The organism is Scopulibacillus cellulosilyticus (assembly GCF_042665295.1).
Taxonomy (GTDB): Bacteria; Bacillota; Bacilli; order Bacillales; family Sporolactobacillaceae; genus Scopulibacillus_A; species Scopulibacillus_A cellulosilyticus.
This window is the reverse complement of record NZ_JBHTCO010000018.1, coordinates 40,674-60,148: the sequence shown is the minus strand read 5'-3', so window position 1 is coordinate 60,148 and position 19,475 is coordinate 40,674. Positions and strand designations below refer to the sequence as shown.

18 protein-coding genes are annotated in these 19,475 nt (G+C 38.2%); 9 read left to right on the top strand and 9 right to left on the bottom strand.

The genetic code is table 11. The annotated features are described in order from the left end of the window. Positions 1-391 precede the first annotated feature (391 nt). Positions 392-1,342 (bottom strand): nuclease-related domain-containing protein, encoded by a 951-nt coding sequence (locus ACFQRG_RS14295; protein WP_380967164.1) that lies wholly within the window; start codon positions 1,340-1,342, stop codon positions 392-394. A gap of 134 nt (positions 1,343-1,476) precedes the next feature. On the opposite strand from ACFQRG_RS14295, the gene ACFQRG_RS14290 reads away from it, so the two are divergent. Beyond that, a complete protein-coding gene (locus tag ACFQRG_RS14290) occupies positions 1,477-2,715 on the top strand; it encodes a competence protein CoiA (protein WP_380967162.1) in 1,239 nt (412 codons plus the stop codon). Between the two features lie 130 nt (positions 2,716-2,845). Then, on the top strand, positions 2,846-4,663 hold the full coding sequence (gene pepF, locus ACFQRG_RS14285; RefSeq protein WP_380967160.1) for an oligoendopeptidase F: 1,818 nt from the start codon (positions 2,846-2,848) through the stop codon (positions 4,661-4,663). A gap of 467 nt (positions 4,664-5,130) precedes the next feature. Here the strand turns inward: pepF and ACFQRG_RS14280 are convergent, their stop codons facing one another. From ACFQRG_RS14280 to ACFQRG_RS14265, 4 genes are all read right to left on the bottom strand, one after another. Continuing rightward, positions 5,131-6,030, bottom strand: coding sequence for a ClpXP adapter SpxH family protein (locus ACFQRG_RS14280; protein WP_380967158.1), 900 nt, complete (start codon positions 6,028-6,030; stop codon positions 5,131-5,133). 18 nt (positions 6,031-6,048) lie between these two features. Continuing rightward, the gene (locus ACFQRG_RS14275) at positions 6,049-6,441 is read right to left on the bottom strand and encodes a globin domain-containing protein (protein WP_380967156.1); all 393 of its coding nucleotides are present in this window, start codon (positions 6,439-6,441) and stop codon (positions 6,049-6,051) included. Between the two features lie 239 nt (positions 6,442-6,680). Further along, complete coding sequence (locus ACFQRG_RS14270) at positions 6,681-7,382, bottom strand: lytic transglycosylase domain-containing protein (RefSeq protein WP_380967154.1); 702 nt, start codon at positions 7,380-7,382, stop codon at positions 6,681-6,683. Beyond that, a complete protein-coding gene (locus tag ACFQRG_RS14265; protein ID WP_380967152.1) occupies positions 7,379-7,966 on the bottom strand; it encodes a CYTH domain-containing protein in 588 nt (195 codons plus the stop codon). The genes ACFQRG_RS14270 and ACFQRG_RS14265 overlap by 4 nt, the downstream gene beginning before the upstream one ends. Before the next feature lie 162 nt (positions 7,967-8,128). On the opposite strand from ACFQRG_RS14265, the gene yjbM reads away from it, so the two are divergent. The 3 genes from yjbM to ACFQRG_RS14250 all read left to right on the top strand — a co-directional run bounded on the left by yjbM (position 8,129) and on the right by ACFQRG_RS14250 (position 10,683). Next, complete coding sequence (gene yjbM / locus ACFQRG_RS14260; protein ID WP_380967150.1) at positions 8,129-8,746, top strand: GTP diphosphokinase; 618 nt, start codon at positions 8,129-8,131, stop codon at positions 8,744-8,746. Positions 8,747-8,904: 158 nt separating this feature from the next. Continuing rightward, positions 8,905-9,702 (top strand): NAD kinase, encoded by a 798-nt coding sequence (locus tag ACFQRG_RS14255; RefSeq protein WP_380967148.1) that lies wholly within the window; start codon positions 8,905-8,907, stop codon positions 9,700-9,702. 66 nt (positions 9,703-9,768) lie between these two features. Then, the gene (locus ACFQRG_RS14250) at positions 9,769-10,683 is read left to right on the top strand and encodes an RluA family pseudouridine synthase (protein ID WP_380967146.1); all 915 of its coding nucleotides are present in this window, start codon (positions 9,769-9,771) and stop codon (positions 10,681-10,683) included. Here the strand turns inward: ACFQRG_RS14250 and prpE are convergent. Then, the gene (prpE, locus tag ACFQRG_RS14245) at positions 10,664-11,404 is read right to left on the bottom strand and encodes a bis(5'-nucleosyl)-tetraphosphatase PrpE (RefSeq protein ID WP_380967144.1); all 741 of its coding nucleotides are present in this window, start codon (positions 11,402-11,404) and stop codon (positions 10,664-10,666) included. The two genes, ACFQRG_RS14250 and prpE, sit on opposite strands and share 20 nt — an antisense overlap. Positions 11,405-11,714: 310 nt before the next feature. On the opposite strand from prpE, the gene ACFQRG_RS14240 reads away from it, so the two are divergent. Together ACFQRG_RS14240 and ACFQRG_RS14235 are read left to right on the top strand one after the other, a co-directional pair. Then, entirely contained in the window at positions 11,715-13,154 is a 1,440-nt protein-coding gene (locus ACFQRG_RS14240) for a LutB/LldF family L-lactate oxidation iron-sulfur protein (protein WP_380967142.1), read from the top strand. Next, positions 13,151-13,846: a LutC/YkgG family protein gene (locus ACFQRG_RS14235; RefSeq protein ID WP_380967140.1), complete on the top strand. Its 696-nt coding sequence runs from the start codon at positions 13,151-13,153 to the stop codon at positions 13,844-13,846. Before ACFQRG_RS14240 ends, ACFQRG_RS14235 begins: the two co-directional genes overlap by 4 nt. Positions 13,847-13,924: 78 nt before the next feature. Here ACFQRG_RS14235 and ACFQRG_RS14230 read toward each other — a convergent pair whose 3' ends face one another. Further along, the gene (locus tag ACFQRG_RS14230; protein ID WP_380967138.1) at positions 13,925-15,100 is read right to left on the bottom strand and encodes an FtsW/RodA/SpoVE family cell cycle protein; all 1,176 of its coding nucleotides are present in this window, start codon (positions 15,098-15,100) and stop codon (positions 13,925-13,927) included. Positions 15,101-15,416: 316 nt separating this feature from the next. On the opposite strand from ACFQRG_RS14230, the gene ACFQRG_RS14225 reads away from it, so the two are divergent. Beyond that, entirely contained in the window at positions 15,417-17,252 is a 1,836-nt protein-coding gene (locus tag ACFQRG_RS14225) for a monovalent cation:proton antiporter family protein (protein ID WP_380967136.1), read from the top strand. A 180-nt stretch (positions 17,253-17,432) separates the two neighbouring features. Beyond that, entirely contained in the window at positions 17,433-18,209 is a 777-nt protein-coding gene (gene fabI / locus ACFQRG_RS14220) for an enoyl-ACP reductase FabI (protein WP_380967134.1), read from the top strand. 61 nt (positions 18,210-18,270) lie between these two features. Here fabI and ACFQRG_RS14215 read toward each other — a convergent pair whose 3' ends face one another. Both ACFQRG_RS14215 and ACFQRG_RS14210 read right to left on the bottom strand, forming a co-directional pair. Next, positions 18,271-18,423 (bottom strand): hypothetical protein, encoded by a 153-nt coding sequence (locus ACFQRG_RS14215; RefSeq protein WP_380967132.1) that lies wholly within the window; start codon positions 18,421-18,423, stop codon positions 18,271-18,273. A gap of 107 nt (positions 18,424-18,530) precedes the next feature. Then, on the bottom strand, positions 18,531-19,373 hold the full coding sequence (locus ACFQRG_RS14210; protein WP_380967130.1) for a hypothetical protein: 843 nt from the start codon (positions 19,371-19,373) through the stop codon (positions 18,531-18,533). Positions 19,374-19,475: the final 102 nt, after the last annotated feature.

Here is a 19,475-nt window from a genome sequence, read left to right as displayed (position 1 = left end):
GTTTTAAGCGTTATGATCGTTTACGATTACGTGTTTTATTACATCATCAATATAAATCAATGGGATATCAGTTAGGTTAAGGAGTAGGAACTATTACTCCTACCCCAACATTTGACGTAGAACCTTAGTTTTTAAGTTTAAATTCTGAAGTTTAACTTTGGAACTTCGAAGTTAAGAGCGAAAGCCAGAAGTTAAGAGCGAAAATCTGAAGATAAGAGCGAAAATCAGAAGTTAAGAGCGAAAATCTCAAGATGAGAGCGAAAATCCGAAGTTTAAGAGCGAAAGCCTGAAATTTAAGAGCGAAAATCCGAAGTTTAAGAGCGAAAGCCTGAAATTTAAGAGCGAAAATCCAAGGTTATGAGCACTTCCACAATGTTTAACCCTGTTACCATTAAAATAATTTACGATATTCGCGATTTTTCTTATCACCGTAACCTTTTAAATTTGCGGAATTAAGAAGTCGGTTAGCAGTAAATCTGGATGATATAAGCAGGAAGTCCCTGCATTCGCTATTTGTTATAGACGGTTTTACTAAAAGAAGGAAGTCATCAATTGCTTGAAGATGGGCTGTTTTTGAATAAGTATTACATATATTGCAATGCCATATTCCATGATTTCGGTCCATTGGACAATGATTACACTCAGGACATTGGACACCTTTAAGCAATTCATTATAAGAAATTTTATATTCTTCAAGGAGATTAACAGAAAGCGGCGTATGATCTATTTTGAGTTTTTTTACTATAGCCATTAATTCATTTGTATGCCGGATTGGTTTTAAATGTTTATCGTTCATCTTATTAATCCGCTCCAAGAGATTTTCGGCGTGTAATATATGGTGGTTTTCTGGGTCAGTTTGAAGAATAGTAAAAGGGTTACTGTTTACGACGAGGAATTCAATTGGCACGGAAGAAAAGCGGTGTTGTTGAAACCATTTATTAAGTAGATAACGTTGGCGGAAGACTTGCGACATCGGATTTTGAAAACGCTCTTCTTTTCCATCGCGAACTCGAATAAATTGATCGTTTATGGAATCAAGAATAATTTTACCGGAAAAATGTTTAATTTCAATAATAAGAGTAAAACTTTGGGAGAGGATAAGTGAATCTATTTGGACAATATAATCATCAATGGGAAATCGCAGATCATTCAAAATAAAGTAATTAGATTTGGGGAGGTGGCTTAAAAAGAAATCAAAGTTTTGTTCACCTTTAAAGCCGACATCTCTTTTAATTAAATCCGCTTCAATCATTGACCTTTTTGTATGTTTTTTCGGCAACCGCCTGAGGAGTGCTTTGTTCATAACTATTCTAAGCGGGATATTGCGTTCTTTATGAATCATTATATCACTCTTTCTATTTTAAATAACTTTAATTTCTTTGGTATTTTTATAATTCCTGCTTGTACAAAAAACTTTTACAAAAGTTTCAATATTTATGATATGATGAAAAAAATGAAGAAAGCAGGTGATAGGTATTGCTTGTTGCAAAACTTGGAAAAGATCAATTAATCTCGATGGCTGATCCCCATACTTTAGATGATCTGAAAAAGCTTAGAGATACTTGCCATTTTTATTGTCCGGCCTGTGACAAGCCGGTTTTCCTAAAACTTGGTGATAAAAAAAGATGGCATTTTTCCCACCGTCATTTAGAACCTTGCCCCTATGATCATGAACCTGAATCAATGAATCATCTTCTTGGAAAAAAGCACCTCTATTATTGGTTAATCAAGCACCAGCTGGAACCCCATTTAGAGAAATATTTACCTCAGCTAAAGCAGCGCCCCGATTTGTTTTTACCGCTTAACCCATTGCCTGTCGCAATCGAATATCAATGTGCTTCAATACCGATATCACTTTTAAATGAAAGAACTTTAGGATATTTTCATGATCATATAAAACCGATATGGATTTTAGGAGAAAATCGCCTTCGAAAAAAAGGTCATATTTTTCATTTATCAGCAATGGATTTCCAAGCTATCCAATACCATTCTAAATTTAGGAACCCGCATCCCTTTTCATCTCCGTATTTTCTGCTTTTTTATAACCCGAAAGATCAATCTTTTATCCAACTCTCCAACATTCATATACTTTCCGCAGCGAAAATATTAGCCAATTGTCAAAAGGTTCCTCTTCAAAGTGCCCCATTAAACATTCTGACCCAACCGATTCCACAAAATGACTTTAACGAATTTAAAAAAACATGGCTAAAAGAGAAGAAAAAGAAAAGATTAAACCACCACCGGTTTCAAAGTCAGGCTGAACACTATATAAAGGCTATATGTTACCGCAAGCGCATTACTTTCTCATTCTTTCCCTCATATGTCGGTCTTCCTCATTATCATTATCTTTATGTGGAAACACCGCCTATTCTTTGGCAAAGCTGGCTCGCGCTTAATTTTATCGAAGGAAAAAAAGGACAAATCATTCAAGCGGAACATGTGGTTAAAGCTTTTAAAAGGATGGCGGACAAAGGAATATTTTACTGCCGGCCTTTATTAGTGGGACAACCTTCCCTGGAACTTGTTATCGAAACTTATTTGAAACAATTGTCCAAATTAAATGTTATTGAAGTCTGTCACGAAAATACTTATCGGGTTTTATTAGATGAAAGGTGGGATCAGACTTCTTTACAGCTTTTGCTTGACGAGGATCACAAAAAGCTGGATGAATTGGAGTGGCAGTTTAATCAATATGAGATTATGAAAGATTTCTAAAATAAATAATCACCGCCGTAAGACGAAATCATTGTATGAAAATATTCATTTAAAATACAATATAGATTGAAGGAATAATTTAGCTTTCATGGAACTAATTTAAGTACAGATATTTTATGGAGGTGTTTTGATGTCTGATAAAACAAAATCTAAATCTTTACCAACCAGAGAACAAGTTCCCGAGGAAGAAAAATGGGACCTTGAGGCGATATATCCTTCAACCCAAGAGTGGGAAAAGTCATTTGAACATGTGAAGAGCTTGATTCCTGAAGTAGAAGCATTTAAAGGTAAGCTTGGCGAATCGGCGAATACGTTGTTTGAAGCTTTACAAAAGCAAGATGAGCTGACTATGGAGTTAAGCAAGCTTTTTGCCTATGCTCATATGAAGTCTGACGAGAATACGGCAAATTCTACATATCAAGCGCTCAATGACCGGGCAAGCAGCCTGGCAACTCTCGTAGGCGCAAAATTAGCTTTTATAGTTCCGGAAATTCTTGAGATAGATGAGAATAAACTCAAATCATATCTTAATGAAAATGAAGATTTGAAGTTGTATGATCATGCGCTTGAGGAAATTACCCGGATGCGTCCGCATGTTCTTGATGAAGATAAAGAGGCCATGCTTGCTCAAGCAAGTGAAGCCTTAGGAACAGCTTCAAATACGTTTGGCATGTTGAATAATGCAGACTTGACTTTCCCGGAAATTAAAGATGAAGACGGGGAAGAGGTTGAAGTTACGCACGGACGTTATTCTAAGTTCTTAGAAAGTGACGACCGCCGGGTTCGTGAAGACGCTTTTCATGCTATGCATGATACTTATGCTTCATTTAAAAATACATTTGCCAGCACGCTTAGCGGTCAGGTGAAAAAGAATAATTTCTTTGCAAAAATTCGCCATTATGATTCGGCCAGGCAAGCGGCGCTTTCAAACAATAATATCCCTGAAGAGGTCTATGATAATCTGGTCAAGACAGTCAATGACAACTTGCATTTACTTCACCGTTATATAAAATTGAGAAAAAAGGCGCTTAAGCTTGATGAACTTCACATGTATGATCTTTATACACCGCTTGTGAAGAATGTTAAGATGGAAGTTCCTTATGAGGAAGCTAAAGAAATTGTCTTAAAAGGACTGGCTCCTCTTGGTGAAGATTATATCAACACGATTAAAGAAGGGTATAAGAGCCGCTGGATTGACGTCCGTGAAACAAAGAGCAAGCGAAGCGGCGCGTACTCATCGGGTACTTACGGCACACATCCATATGTTTTATTGAACTGGCAGGATAATATTAACAATGTATTCACGCTGGCGCACGAGCTTGGACATTCGATGCACAGTTACTATACTCGCAGCAATCAGCCGTATCCTTATGGCGATTATTCAATCTTTGTAGCTGAAGTTGCTTCAACGTGCAATGAAGCTTTATTAAATCATTATCTTCTTAATGAAACTGATGATAAAAAGAAAAAGCTGTATTTGCTTAATAATCAATTGGAAGGCTTCAGAGGAACTGTCTTCAGGCAAACCATGTTTGCGGAATTTGAACAAACCATTCATGAAAAAGCGGCAAACGGGGAAGCTTTAACACCAGAATTATTGACCAATGTCTACTATGACTTAAATAAAAGGTATTTTGGCGATGATGTCGTTGTTGATAAGGATATTGGCATTGAATGGGCACGTATCCCGCATTTCTATTATAATTTTTATGTTTATCAATATGCGACAGGCTACAGTGCTGCAGCCGCATTGTCGAAGCAAATCCTTGAAGAGGGAGAATCTGCTGTTGAACGCTATAAAAACTACTTAAAAGCGGGAAGCTCCGACTACCCGATTGAAGTATTGAAAAAAGCCGGCGTTGATATGGCAACTCCAGAACCAATCAAACAAGCGATGTCAGTCTTTGAATCGGTTCTTACTGATATGGAAAATTTATTATTTGAATAAAAGGGGATGTTCAAAAAGTCCGGGAAAAATAGCTGTCGAATTTCCGCGTCAGCTGGCTCCTCCGCTCCTCACGTATTAAAAGCATACGCTCCGGTGCTCGGAGGCGGCGCTTCCTTGAACTTCTCGGCTCTTTTTGTCCTCCTTTTTGAACTCTTTTAAAACAAAAAGTCACCTGAAAAAAATTCAGGTGACTTTTTGTCATTCATGCTTTATTTTTGCTGGTGATTAAACGAATGGTTAAAAATAAAGAACCGAAAAAAATAGCACCGGATAATGTTAGAGGTTTCAAGTGCATCAAACCAAGTAAATAAAAACAAAAACAAGCCACTGTCAGTATGCATGAAAGTAAGATCATCCAGCTTTTCAAGACCTTCACCCCGCGTTTAATACATATTTATGGCAGCAGCTTGTTTTTATGTTAAAAAAATAGATTTTCGATTTTCAACTTCTGGACAAAAGGAATCCCTTTAGATGGATTCCTCTGACTGTTGAATATACCGCCAAAACGTTCCCAGTGGAAATGAGACACGTTCGACAATTTGTTTTAATTGAAGTTTCTTCATTTCTCTTTCAATTTCTTTATCGTTCATATCATATACAATCGACAATTCCTTAGTCGCAACCATTTTGAAAATCTGCATGAATTCCTTTATAGGCGGAAGATCATTTGCTTTAGGCTTATCACCCAGCAAATCAGATAAAATTTGCACGTATACGTCATAAGGGTAGACTCCGGGCACTTTAATGCCTTCGGTATCAGCATCCACACTGAAAAAAACGAGCGTCGGCAATGTCTTAACTTCCATTTCACATGTGATTCTCCGGTCACATTGAAGCGCTTTAATCGGTGTTTGTGAACAGATATCCTTTGTAAATTCCTGAATATCCAAGCCTGTTTCAATAGCGCAATCAATAAGAACATTTTTATCATTCGTATTAACTTTTTCCAAGAAAATCTTATCTCTTAATCTCCGCAAAAATCGTCTTCCGGCAGCTTTTCCTTGAAGTTCTGCAGCTTTTACCGCAATAGAAACATTATATAAGGATGGCAAGCTATTCGGTAATTTATCACAATTGACCGGATTATTAATACTTGTTGTTTTCTTGTTATCATTTGCCATCCGATGATATGAATGCCTTTGACGGTCCATAACATTGGAAGAAGAAATGACGTGACGAATGGTTAAATATTGGCGGTATTCAATCATAAGTTTTTTAATGATTGGTTCTATCCCCAAACATTCAGGGCATAGCGGATCAGTAAAAGAATACAATTCAATTGGTTTATATTGGTTTTCGGAATTAGTATGACATATATATTCACCTGATGATCCTTCACACATAGATTTTTTATTGTAGTGTTTCATGATCATCACCTCTCTACTCTAGCTGTTTTCATCCATTTGATTGACCATATTGTGTGCTGTTAGGGCCAACCTTTGGAAAATGGCTTCTCGCCAGTCTTTATTAAATTCAATTTCTTCCATGGCCTCTTTCATGCAGCTTACCCATGCCCGTTCCTGCTTTGGACCGATAGGAAAGCGTAAGTGTCTGGCTCGAAGCCTTGGGTGACCATGCTCCTCAGTATATAAAGGCGGGCCTCCAAGAAATTGAGTTAAAAACTGCGTTTGTTTTCGGGCGGTTTCTGTTAAGTCATCAGGAAAAATAGGTGCTAAATCCGGATGTTTAGCTACTCTAGCATAAAATGATGACACCAATTTTTCAATTGTTTCGGCTCCGCCGACTGCTTCATATGGTGACTGACTTTGATATTTCATCATTGTTCTCCATTACCTGTTATTTTATGAATTCTTAAAGGTTTTTATATACACTTCTAATTAAGTTGGTCAAAAGTATAAATAAAATTAGGTTATACTAATGCCAAAGTTAAGCTTCTATTTTATTTTAGCAAGTCATCATGATATTCGGCAAATATTCAACACCGGAGAATAGTTTTATTCGGTTTTTAGACAAAAATAAAAAAGCCTGTCATATATTAACAGGCTTTTCAAGTACATCATATTTCATGATAATATGTTGCCAGGACATTTTTAACATAATTTTGGGTTTCTTTAAATGGCGGAATGCCGCCGAATTTTTGGACATTTCCAGGTCCGGCATTATAAGCGGCTAAAGCAAGGGAAGGGTCGTTGTTAAATTGGTCAAGCAAATGGCGTAAATATTTGGCACCGCCTTCAATATTTTGTTTAGGATCATAAGGATCACTGACGCCAAGCGCTCTGGCTGTGTCCGGCATTAACTGCATAAGACCTTGTGCGCCCGCCGGACTTGTACAATATGTATTTCCGCCAGACTCATGTTTGATAACAGATTGAAGCAGCTTAGGATCAACATTGTATTTTTTAGCCGCTTCATTTATATAGGCATTTATACCATTGTGTTCTTTTGCAGAGGGGCGAAAGTGTTCATTTGTTGGCTGTATGCGCTTTACGTTTTCTGAATGGTTACTTTGGTTTGTTACTTTAGTTTCCGGCTTTAGAGGTGAAGGTTGGTTCAACTTATGCATTAATAATTCGTTAGGCTGATATGCCGGACTTAAATTTAAATTTTCGGATACAGACGCCATTAAGGCTGCCTCAAGCAACTCGGCAAACATATTTTGGGATGAAAGCTGCATGCAGTCATTTTCATTAGATTGCATACCACTTAATGTGTTAACCTGCATGAAGGGCTGTATCCATTGCAGATCATTGATCATTTTGTATCCTCCATACTTTTTTTAGTCTCAAAGAAACGCCTGATTTTGTTTTTCGTTTCCCGACTAGGAATATGAAATTGTGATAGAAGCTGATTGAAGATTTCCTTGCCTGATTTGGCATCGGTTGCTTCATATTCTAATTCATAGTCATCTTTATCAAAGTAGTAGCTATGATCAAGTACAAGTTCGCCATTTTTAAATGATATTTGTGCACGATCGGTTGTCAGTGAACCAAGGTATTGCAACTTAGTTTCTTTAATGCCTGAATGGGTTAAGATATTTTGAATATCCCCTTTAGGCAGTTGACCGGTTTCGATCATATTATTGGCTTCTGAATGGCTTAAATATTGATGCGTTTCCAATAGTCCTTCTTGATGGGGTTGTTTTAACGTTAAAACCTGTTTTTTGTTTTTCTCGCGGATTCTAAGGGCAGCGCCTTTTGATTTCAAATCAAACTTTTGTGTATCAAAATAATGATTGACTTGGCGAAGAAAAACGTTGTCGAGCTGAAAATGATCGCGAAGCTGCTCAAATTCAGTTTTTGTCAATATATTTTTAAATTCAATTTCGATTTCTTGATTCATCGTTACTATACACCAGCTTCAATTGGTAGTTTTAATAGAATTATGACATAATGGTAATGGAGTCACAACACTTGTTTTAAAAGGTTATTTTTAATTTTTGACTCTGAGTATTGAGTTAGTGATTAAATAAGGAAAGTATTTAATCTTAGGTGGTGGTTGCAAATGGATTGGGATTTATTTTTAACACCTTATAAGCAAGCGGTAGATGAATTGAAAATTAAATTGCGGGGATACCGTGAACAATATGAAAGGGTATCAGAGCATTCACCGATTGAGTTTGTTACGGGACGGGTCAAGCCGATACCGAGTATTTTAGATAAAGCGAGAAGAAAAAATATTCCTTTGAATCAGCTTCAAACACAAATGCAGGATCTTGCGGGTATCAGAGTGACATGCCAATTTGTCGAAGACATAAAAACTGTTATTGAATTAATAAGAAATCGAAGTGATATAACAGTTGTCGAAGAAAGAGATTACATAGCGGATAAAAAAGAAAGCGGCTACAGATCTTATCACCTTGTTGTCAATTATCCTGTTCATACAATCAGCGGTGAACAGATGACTTTAGTTGAAATTCAAGTGCGAACAATGGCTATGAACTTTTGGGCCACAATTGAGCATTCGTTAAATTATAAATATGAAGGACGTATTCCAAAAGAGATCAAGGATCGGCTGCAGCGCGCGGCTGAAGCGGCATTTCATCTGGATGGAGAAATGTCGCAAATCAGGGGAGAAATTCAGGAAGCACATCGGCATTTTATGGAGAAAAAAATTGATTAAAATAATAGAAAGAATAATGGGAAATAAAAAACAGGGTACTCCTTCGCCGACGCTTACTCAAAGAAGTATTGCCACTTCTCGTCGCAGCACGCAGTAAATTCGAGAAGCATTGCTTGTTGCTTTCGTTTTAAATATGAACTAAAAAATGGGATGATGTTATGAAATTTTCAATACGGTCAAAAGGTGATGAAACTTCAAATAAATTAAAGCACCAAATAAAACGTTATTTAAATGGTTTTAATCTTATCTATGATGAAGATGAACCCGATATTGTCATATCCGTCGGCGGTGATGGGACATTGCTGCATGCGTTTCATCAGTATGTTCATCGTTTAAATGATACGGCTTTTGTTGGTGTGCACACAGGCCATTTAGGTTTTTACGCCGACTGGACACCTGATGAAATTGAGAAGCTTGTGATACATCTTGCCAAAACACCCTTTCAAGTTGTTGAATACCCGCTGCTTGAAGTGACAATCAGGTTTAATCACGATGAGGAAGAGAAGCGCTATTTAGCTTTAAATGAATGTACTGTGAAAAATATGGAAGGGTCGTCTCTTGTTATTGACGTCGTTATAAAGGGTGAGAAGTTTGAAACATTTAGAGGCGATGGATTATGTATTTCAACACCATCGGGCAGTACAGCATACAATAAGGCGCTATCTGGAGCGATTATTCACCCCTCACTTTCGGCCATACAATTAGCAGAAATGGCATCGATTAATAACCGCGTATTCCGGACGGTCGGTTCGCCGTTAGTGCTTCCTCAGCACCATACATGTAATTTAAAGCCGGTTAATGATGTCAATTTCGACATTACAATTGACCATTTGTTCCTTATCCATAAAGATGTCAAATCGATACAGTGCCGGGTTGCCGATGAAAAAGTGCGGTTTGCCAGATTTCGCCCATTTCCGTTTTGGAAACGAGTAAAAGAATCGTTTATCATGGATTAAGAAAAACTTGTATTAAATTGAACTCGCCTTTTGGCGAGTTTAAAATTTTGAAAGGATTATTAAAGAATGAAGCAGCCTTTTTCAATTAAAGAAAAAATTGGCCCGGAGCATGATGGTGTATTGCTCAGGGATTACCTTTTAAAAGAGCAGCAATTGTCAAGAAGGGCTTTAAAAGCCATTAAGTTCAACGAAGGTTTTTTGTATGTAAATGACGAACCGAAAACTGTTCGTTATCAGTTGAAAGCAGGGGATATTGTTAAAATCATGTTTCCTCCGGAGGGTATTAGCCCGTCACTCCTTCCAGAGCCGATCCCGCTTAACATCATCTACGAGGACGAGCATGCACTTGTTATTAATAAGCCGCCTGATATCCCTGTCATTCCTTCACAAAAATATTCCACAGGGACAATTGCGAACGGTGTCCTATTTCATTTAGAGCAGCAAAATCTGGCTTATACGGTTCATACAGTGAACCGTTTGGACCGGGATACATCCGGTTTGCTCTTAATTGCTAAACACCGGCATGCCCATGACTTTTTTGTGAAAATGCAAAAAGAGCACCATATTCATCGCCGCTATTTGGCGGTTGTTCATGGCACTTTGGACAAAGATAACGACGTGATTGATGCGCCAATTGGCCGTAAAGAAGGAAGCATTATTGAGCGTTGTGTCCGGCCCGACGGCAAACCGGCCAGGACACATTACAAAATGATTAAAACTTTTTCTGACTTTACTTTAGTTGCAATTAGACTTGAAACGGGGCGGACACATCAAATCCGTGTTCATTTTTCTCATATCGGTCATCCGCTTTTAGGTGATGATTTATACGGCGGATCTACTGACAGAATACAACGGCAAGCTTTGCACAGCTTTGAATTGCGTTTTATTCATCCTTTTACCCATCAAGAACAATGTTTTCATGCCATGCCTCCAACCGATATTAGATCACTTGTTGGAGATATTAATCTCCAAAATCTTTAAATTTATCTTCCATCAAAGGCTGCTCTGATGGAACTGATACAGTCTCCATTTCCGGATAACGCAATGCGGTTAATTTCCCGCCGAAAACGCAGCCGGTGTCAATATTGACGGTATGGTTTTTCCATCTCGGTTCCTTTACCGGCGTGTGTCCATAGACCACCCACGTTTTACCTTTATAATGACGCGCCCAGTCAAGACGGATTGGGCGCCCCTGTTCATCAAAATCTCCTGTTGTGTCCCCATATAAGACGAATGATTTGATACGTTTATTGACATGTCCAATATCTTTTTCTCTAATACCGGCATGGGCAACTACGAGCTTGCCTTCGTCAAGCTGCAAATATAATGGCGCATCGTCATACATTGACATAAAATCATGATAGATTTTCCGTCTTTCCTTTTGATCTAAGGCCTCTAATTCAGCGACGGTCGTTTCCAACCCGTGCTTAACCTGAACAGGTCTTCCGAGCATATAACGATATAATTTATTACAATGGTTCCCAGGGACGTAAAGCGCTAATTGATTTTTGAAAAGCCTGTAGACGATTTCGATCGTTTTAACAGATTCCGGCCCCCTGTCAGTTAAATCCCCGACAAAAACTAATTGGCGATTTTCATCGTGAACATAAAGGCCATTTTCCTCGTAATAACCCAGTTTTTTAAATAATGTTTGCAGTTCACCGCAGCACCCGTGTATATCACCAATGATATCGTAAGCCATTTCATCCATCCTTAAATTTTATTCATTTATATTATAACGTGAGCAATAATTAAATAAACCTATTAAGATTGGAATGTTACTGCGCGTTGGAAAGCCCTAAAGCCAGGAAGCACCTGCCTAAAAATATGCCGCGGCTTTGCAACGGAAATTGGCGTACATCTTGAATAAGCGTCGGCGCAGCTAAGAGACCTAGACCTGAGGATTCATTCGTACAGAGAAGGAGAAGGGATGGAATATACCGAATGTTTAAATAAAAGGCTGTTCAAAAAAGAAATAGTCTCAATTATCATCGCAAAAGGGGACAATAGAAATGCCTATGAAAATTGGAAATCGGCCATTTTTTGAAAGGGTCGATCATGAGATGAAGGATTCGTTTATGCGCCAGGCGGTGTCTAAAGCTCAAGATAATATGCGGGTACAAAGGGATCAGGTAACAGTTCATGATAATGACTTGGGTGATTGGGAAGAATGGCGCAGGGCGGGTGAAGAGATACGGCAGCATACACTGGAAAATCTTGATTTTTATCTTCGCGAATTAAGTGACAATGTGGCAAAGCGGGGTGGACATGTCTTTTTTGCAAAAACTGCTGAAGATGCAAGACAGTATATTCGTGATGTTGCAAAAGAAAAAGAGGCGAAATACATTGTAAAATCAAAATCAATGGTTACGGAAGAAATTAATTTAAATGAGGCGCTTGAAGAGGCAGGATGTCAGGTACTCGAGACTGACTTGGGAGAATATATTTTGCAAATAGATGATAATGACCCGCCTTCTCATATCGTCGCTCCTTCTCTTCATAAGAATAAAGAGCAAATTCGTGATACATTTCGGGATAGAAAGGGATATCAAGGCTCGGAAAATCCGGAAGAAATCACTTCATTTGTCAGAGAGCTCCTAAGAAAAGAATTTCTAAAAGCGGATATAGGCATTACCGGGTGTAACTTTGCTGTTAGCGAATCAGGGACAGTGACGCTTGTTACAAATGAAGGCAATGCCAATATGGTGACGACACTGCCGAAGACGCAAATCAGCGTCATGGGAATGGAAAGAATAGTTCCTACCTGGGAAGATTTAGACGTTATTATTACATTATTGGCACGTGCCGCAACCGGACAGAAAATATCTACCTATTTCACAGCGTTAACACCTGGTGTTGAAAAGGAAAGTGTTGATGGACCAAAGGATTTTCATCTTGTTATTGTGGACGGCGGGCGCTCTAAAGCACTCGGTACTGAATTTCAATCAGCTTTGCATTGTCTCCGTTGTGCGGCCTGTGTGAATGTTTGTCCTGTTTACCGGCATATCGGCGGACATGCTTACGGTTCCATTTATCAAGGACCAATTGGTGCGGTGCTTTCCCCGATTCTGGGAGGGGATGATGAATATAGCGAATTGCCGTTTGCTTCAAGTCTTTGCGCCGCCTGCAGCGAAGTATGCCCTGTCAGAATTCCGCTGCATGAATTGCTAATTAAACACAGACAACGTATTTCAGCAGATCAAAGTAAAACAAAAACAAGTGAAAGGATTGCAATGAAAGGATTTGCGGTTGGCGCTAAATCACCATTTCTTTTCAAAACAATTTCAAAAGGTGCACCAATCGTTGCCAAGCCGCTGATTAAAAACGGTAAAATTTCAAAGGGTCCCGGGCCGATCAGATCTTGGACAGAGATTCGGGATTTTCCAGTGCCAGGTAAAGATAGCTTTCGGAAATGGTTTCGTGAACATAAAAAGAAGGGGAGCAGCCAATGAGCAAAGGAACAATTAAAAATCGTGATTCATTTTTGGAAAATATCGCTGAAAGGCTTGGCCGCAGTACACTGGAAACTGTTGACCGCTCGCCAAGGCAATATCATCCTGAGCGGCGGGTGTACCAAGGCTGCAATCATGATGATTTATTATCTATTTTTAAAAAGGCCAGTGCTTCAGTTCATACAGAAGTTTTTGAAACAGATGTATCTACGCTGAATAAAACGATACAAGATGTTGTTAATCATTTTGGGGGAGGTCCGGTTGTTACATGGGATGATCCCCGTTTTAAGGAATACGGAGTGAATCTGGATTCAAATGATATTCATGTGTGGGATCTGTCTCATGGTAAGGAAAATATTGATAAAGCGGAACAAGCCAATGTCGGGATAACTTTTAGTGATGTAACACTAGCTGAGTCCGGTACCGTCATACTTTTTAATGACAAATATAAAGCACGTGCTGTCAGTCTTTTACCGAGAAATTTTATTGCTATTGTACCAAAAAGCAGCATTGTTCCGCGAATGACTCAGGCGGCTTGCAGCATTCATGAAAGGATCAAAGCCGGGAAAGATATTGCAACATGCATCAACTTTATATCCGGTCCAAGCAACAGCGGCGATATTGAAATGAATTTAGTACAGGGCGTTCATGGACCGGTGAATGCATCTTATATTATTGTGATAGATCGATAGTATAAGATTGAGAGAATAATAAATGGCTGGTAAAAAGTTATCAAAACTTTTTACCAGCCATTTTTCAAGGGTAAGTATTTAATCAAACATATATTGTCTTGTTCTTGCTTGGATACTTAGCACTAATCCAATTGAAGCTAAGCTTGTTAACAGCGAACTTCCCCCGTAGCTAAGAAACGGCAGAGTAATACCGGTAATCGGCATCACTTGTATTGTCATGCCAATATTCTCGAAAACTTGAAAGGTAATCATACCGATAATGCCCGTACAAATGTAGCTGGCAAAAGAATCGTTCGTTGCAATTGCTGCATGTACAATACGGTAAATTAATAAGAAGAGCAATGTAACGACAATTGCCGCGCCTACAAAACCGAATGAACCGGCAATGGTAGCAAATATAAAGTCATTTTCACCTTCTGGCAAATAAATGCCGCTGGATTTTAAACCATGGCCATAAAGCTGCCCGGAGCCAATCGTATTCAAAGAGTTAATTAGTTGGTAACCTTGTTCATTAGAATAATCATACGGCCAAAGCCATCCATAGAAACGGTCAACTTGGTGCGATTCAAGTATAAAATGGATAAGATTTGGTGCATAGATAAAACAAACCGCAATTGCCCCAATACCTAAAATGACAAGTAAGAACAGTCCCAAAATAATTCTCCAGCTGATGCCAGAGACGATAACAACGCCGGCAACAATCGAGATCATAACCAATGCCGTACCTAAGTCGGGCTGTATTAAAATTAATAATAATGGTAGAGCAGAAACTAGGATAATTTTGCCAAGTAAAAGAAAATCCTCTCTTATAGACTTAGAAGTGTAAGTTTCGTTATGTTTCGTAACAACATGACCTAATGAAAGGATTAAAAATATTTTCATAAACTCAGAGGGTTGAATCTGACCAAGACCAGGAAATCTATACCAGCTCCATGCGCCATGTGAAGCGGTGGCAAATGGTACAGGAACGCCATGTGAGGCTGCAGTTAACCCTAATAGAAGGAGTAAGCCAAACCCATAAAGAAACCAGTGAATCAACCGGAGCCGCTCATAATCAAAAAGGGTAATTAAAAAAGCAACAACAGCACTTATTATGTACCAAAACACTTGCTGTTTTGTAAAATCCGTGCCTGGAGAACTTGGATCCGGGGGTGCGGCATGAATAGCTAACACACTGCAGCAAAATAACAAAAAGACAAGAAATATTAATGTATAATCTAGTCTTTGGAAAATCGAGTTATTATTATTATTCATAGTTAATCGATCCTTACTTTTTGTACTCGCACTTTATTTATCATATCTCAAAGTTACTCAGTTGAAAACAGTAGAAATTAAGATGACATATAATTTTTATTTTTAACCTTAAAATCATCCTTTTTATAAACTTGCACCTTTAATTAATTCGTTAAAAAATAATTTTTATGGGGAAGAATTTATTAAAAAGAAAGATAATCATGCATTATAAAAATAACATAAAATATATGCGCTTTTTACTTGAAAGTTTTAAATAAGTCGGTTAGATTATGTAAAAGCGAAAATTTGCTTCATCTAATTTAGAGGGAGGGGAAGCATGCACACTTCATCGATAACTTCTTTAATAGTCGTACTGGTTGCCGCGTTTTTTACACCAATTGTTTTAAATAGATTGAAGCTTAAAGCCATTCCGGTTGTAGTGGCCGAAATTGTTGCAGGACTAATTATCGGGAAAAGCGGATTTAACATTGTTCACCATGGTCCCTGGATTGATATCATGTCATCGTTTGGCTTTATCTTCTTAATGTTTCTCAGCGGTGTTGAGATTGACTTTTCTGTATTTGTTAATAGTAAAAAAAGGATATTGCTGCCAAATGGCAAGAAAGAGCCTAACCGTTTCGGGCTTTCTGTTTTTATTTTTGTTCTGGTCTTAATCCTGTCTTTTATTTTATCAGCTATTTTTGTATGGATGCACTTAACTAAAAATGTTTTCTTTTTAACTTTGGTTATTTCAACGATTTCCCTCGGGGTCGTTATGCCGACGCTGAAAGAAAATCAATTAATGAAATCAGGGATCGGACAAATCATTCTCCTTATTACAGTCATTGCAGATTTGGCAACAATGATTTTGCTTGCTGTGTTTGTTTCCTTTTATGACCCGTCCGGCGGCAGTACCTGGCTGTTGCTCATTCTCTTTGCTGCCGGTGCGATTCTTTATTTTATCGGCATGGGCTTTAAGCATATGTCGTTTCTGGAAACATTATCAAAAGGAACCGTGCAAATTGGTATCAGAGCTGTTTTTGCCTTAATTCTTTTGCTTGTAGGTGTTTCTGAAACGGTCGGGGCACAAAATATTCTTGGCGCATTTATTGCCGGGGTTTTAGTGTCATTGCTCTCACCGAATAAAGAAATGGTTCAGCAGTTGGATTCATTTGGTTACGGGTTTTTCATTCCGATTTTCTTCGTTATGACAGGTGTAGATCTTAACATTTGGGAATTGTTTAGTGATAAGTCTGTTTGGATATTAATACCGCTATTGTTTGTTGGATTGCTAATTTCAAAAATGATCCCGATCTTAATTTTGAGAAAGTGGTATGACTGGAAGACAGTTCTTGGTGCGGGCTTTTTATTAACATCAACATTGTCTTTAGTTGTTGCTGCAGCCAAAGTAGGTGTACAAATTCATGTTATCGATCAACAAATGTCGTCTACTTTGATATTGCTTTCCGTTGTCACCTGCTTAATCACGCCTGTAGCTTTCAAGAAAGTTTTTCCAAAGCGGGTATCCAAGACGCAAAAAAAACTGGTATTTGTTGGTGCTAACGAATTGACATTGCCGCTATCATTGGAAATGGACCCCGAACGTTTTAATACGAAAATGTATCATACAGAGCTTCAAAAACATGATGATAAAGATTCACACTTCGATGTTATTGAGCTTGCGAGCTATGATATAGATGTTTTAAAAGAGACAGATATTTTCAAGGCGGATACGCTTGTCATAACAACTGGCAATGAGGAAATGAATGATAAAATTGCAAGATACGCCAACGAAAATGGCAATATTGACCGTGTCATCGTAAGAATTGAGACACCGGAGCTTGCAGAAGATCTGCGTGAAATGGGCATCGAAGTCTTTTCTTCATACTTTTCGAGAAAAGCGATGCTTAAAGCAATTATTGAGTCGCCAAGCGTTGTTAACTTATTAACAACAAGCGAAAACGGCTTGTATCAAATTGAAGTACAGAATACAGAATACGCCGGCACAACGCTTAGGAAATTTCCTTTCTTTGGTGATACGATTATCGTCAGGATTTTCCGTGACGAAGAATCGATTGTCCCTCATGGAGACACCCGGCTTAGTATCGGCGACAAATTAATTGTCACCGGAGGAAAAGAACATGTTGACCAGCTTCGTGACATTTTAAGTTAAAAAAATCCGCGGCATTGCCCGCGGATTTTTTTTGATCGCTCATAAGAGGAAGAAAAAAAACGGATAAGACCATATAAAAAATTCTTCCATTTATCAATGATGTCCAGGTTTTCTTTATACTTTGTAGTCATGATATAATGAATAGTATCTTTATAAAAGAAGGAATTAGGAGGCCGAGACATGAATTTGTCATTGGAAGGACGTACGTATGTGGTCATGGGCGTTGCTAACAAACGCAGCATTGCCTGGGGAATTGCCCAAGCACTTGATAAGGCGGGTGCCAGATTAATTTTTACATATGCAAGAGAGCGCTCTGGCTCTAATATAAAAAAATTAGCAGAGACATTAGAAAATAAAAATAGTCTATTTTATCAATGTGATGTAGCAAGCGACGAAGACATTGAAAAAACTTTTTCAGCGATTAAAGAAGATGCAGGTGTTATCCATGGTCTTGCTCACTGTATCGCGTTTGCAAAAACTGAAGAATTAGGCGGCGAATTTATAAAAACGACGCGTGATGGTTTCTTACTCGCCCAAAATATCAGTGCTTATTCATTAACGGCAGTTGCTAAAGCGGCACGCGAATCAATGTCTGAAGGCGGCAGTATTATTACATTGACATATCTTGGCGGTGAACGCGTTGTACGGAACTATAACGTCATGGGCGCCGCTAAAGCATCTCTGGAGGCAAGTGTAAAATATTTAGCTAATGATCTTGGCAAAGACGGTATCCGTGTCAATGCTATCTCAGCGGGGCCAATTAAGACTGTATCCGCAAAAGGTATTTCCGACTTTAACAGTGTGATCAAAATGATTGAAGAAAAATCACCGTTGCGCCGACCTGTTGATCAGGAAGACGTCGGGAACACAGCACTGTTCCTAATGAGTGACCTTTCAAAAGGAATCACCGGGGAAAACTTACACGTTGACAGCGGTTATCATATTATAGGTATGTAACAAACACGCAAGATTTTCATCTTGCGTGTTCCTAATTGGAGAAGATAAAAAGTTTTAATACCTAGCTTTGCTTATACGGTTTCCAGGTTACTTTACCGCAAGTTGAGCAGCCGCTTCGGGGTTTTCTAGGTTCGATTAATGACTTTCTCCTTGCTATTCTTCTTTTCCGTTCCTGAATTTCCTCATACCGTCTTTGAATGTCCCGTTTTTTCATGTCCCTCACCTCTTTCTACAATAAAGAGAAAGCTATATAACAAAATCTATGTTTTATAATTATGTTTCATAATAAAGTATATTCGGTGATAAGATAAGCTGTGTTAATTATGGGTGTTTCTTTTTAAACGGGTTTATTTGGTGAGTTTCCCGGCTTTTTTTCTTAACAAAAGGATTAATGGGTTCGGGGTCATCTATATCATGTTCGTTCAGTTTTGGTTTAAATGGTTGAAAGGGATGACTTTCCAAAATTTCCTCCTCATGTATAATTGGTTTTTCTTCCGCAATACCCTCTTTTTCTTGATCAGCAATAGTATTTTGGAATTGATTTTCAACGATATCCGGTTCTGAAGGCACAGATGGCCAAAACTCCTTTAACATCTGACATTCCGCAAATTTTTTATTGATTTGATATAAAACATCCTTCACGAACTCTTGATAATCACTCATAGAAATATGTGAAATTGGTGAAAGAGGTTGGCTATGAGCGTATTGCAGCAAAATATATGCGATCCATTCTGCCGGGCGCTGCATATTGTTGTTACCGAGGATAATTGTTGTGTTCTTAACTTTAACTGGAAGCCAAATCTGTTTGAAAATAAGCCGGGAAACACTTGTTGGGTGATCGGTTAATGGTTTGAAATGATAAGTCTTATTTTCGGCTGCAATAGAAAATTCATGTTGCCCGTCCGAATGATATTGAATGTCAAAATCCAAAGGCTGATCCTTTTTATTAATAAGTGATAAACCCGTATGCTGTACATATTCTTCAATAGAATGAAATAGTGAAGGAGAATCAACATTAATGCGGATCATTTTATCGGAAAATAATGGCGCAACTTGATATTGATCATTTAAAGATAAACCCCAATATGGTAGAACCGATTTGAGCTTATAGATACTTCTATCAGTAAAATGACGTATGTCACCATTGATGTTCAATGGAATCATTGATGGATACCACCTTCTAATAAGGTTTAAAAAGTAAAATGGGCTGTGAGAAGTGTGCCAATATCTCGCTTATATCCATACTATGTAATGAACCAATCAACA

Excerpts from the sequence above, each read along its gene's own strand:
- ACFQRG_RS14295 (WP_380967164.1), bottom strand. The coding sequence starts at position 1,342 with ATGATTCATAAAGAACGCAATATCCCGCTTAGAATAGTTATGAACAAA.
- pepF (WP_380967160.1), top strand. The coding sequence starts at position 2,846 with ATGTCTGATAAAACAAAATCTAAATCTTTACCAACCAGAGAACAAGTT.
- ACFQRG_RS14280 (WP_380967158.1), bottom strand. The coding sequence starts at position 6,030 with ATGAAACACTACAATAAAAAATCTATGTGTGAAGGATCATCAGGTGAA.
- ACFQRG_RS14275 (WP_380967156.1), bottom strand. The coding sequence starts at position 6,441 with ATGAAATATCAAAGTCAGTCACCATATGAAGCAGTCGGCGGAGCCGAA.
- ACFQRG_RS14270 (WP_380967154.1), bottom strand. The coding sequence starts at position 7,382 with ATGATCAATGATCTGCAATGGATACAGCCCTTCATGCAGGTTAACACA.
- ACFQRG_RS14265 (WP_380967152.1), bottom strand. The coding sequence starts at position 7,966 with ATGAATCAAGAAATCGAAATTGAATTTAAAAATATATTGACAAAAACT.
- yjbM (WP_380967150.1), top strand. The coding sequence starts at position 8,129 with ATGGATTGGGATTTATTTTTAACACCTTATAAGCAAGCGGTAGATGAA.
- ACFQRG_RS14255 (WP_380967148.1), top strand. The coding sequence starts at position 8,905 with ATGAAATTTTCAATACGGTCAAAAGGTGATGAAACTTCAAATAAATTA.
- ACFQRG_RS14250 (WP_380967146.1), top strand. The coding sequence starts at position 9,769 with ATGAAGCAGCCTTTTTCAATTAAAGAAAAAATTGGCCCGGAGCATGAT.
- prpE (WP_380967144.1), bottom strand. The coding sequence starts at position 11,404 with ATGGCTTACGATATCATTGGTGATATACACGGGTGCTGCGGTGAACTG.
- ACFQRG_RS14240 (WP_380967142.1), top strand. The coding sequence starts at position 11,715 with ATGCCTATGAAAATTGGAAATCGGCCATTTTTTGAAAGGGTCGATCAT.
- ACFQRG_RS14235 (WP_380967140.1), top strand. The coding sequence starts at position 13,151 with ATGAGCAAAGGAACAATTAAAAATCGTGATTCATTTTTGGAAAATATC.
- ACFQRG_RS14230 (WP_380967138.1), bottom strand. The coding sequence starts at position 15,100 with ATGAATAATAATAATAACTCGATTTTCCAAAGACTAGATTATACATTA.
- ACFQRG_RS14225 (WP_380967136.1), top strand. The coding sequence starts at position 15,417 with ATGCACACTTCATCGATAACTTCTTTAATAGTCGTACTGGTTGCCGCG.
- fabI (WP_380967134.1), top strand. The coding sequence starts at position 17,433 with ATGAATTTGTCATTGGAAGGACGTACGTATGTGGTCATGGGCGTTGCT.
- ACFQRG_RS14215 (WP_380967132.1), bottom strand. The coding sequence starts at position 18,423 with ATGAAAAAACGGGACATTCAAAGACGGTATGAGGAAATTCAGGAACGG.
- ACFQRG_RS14210 (WP_380967130.1), bottom strand. The coding sequence starts at position 19,373 with ATGATTCCATTGAACATCAATGGTGACATACGTCATTTTACTGATAGA.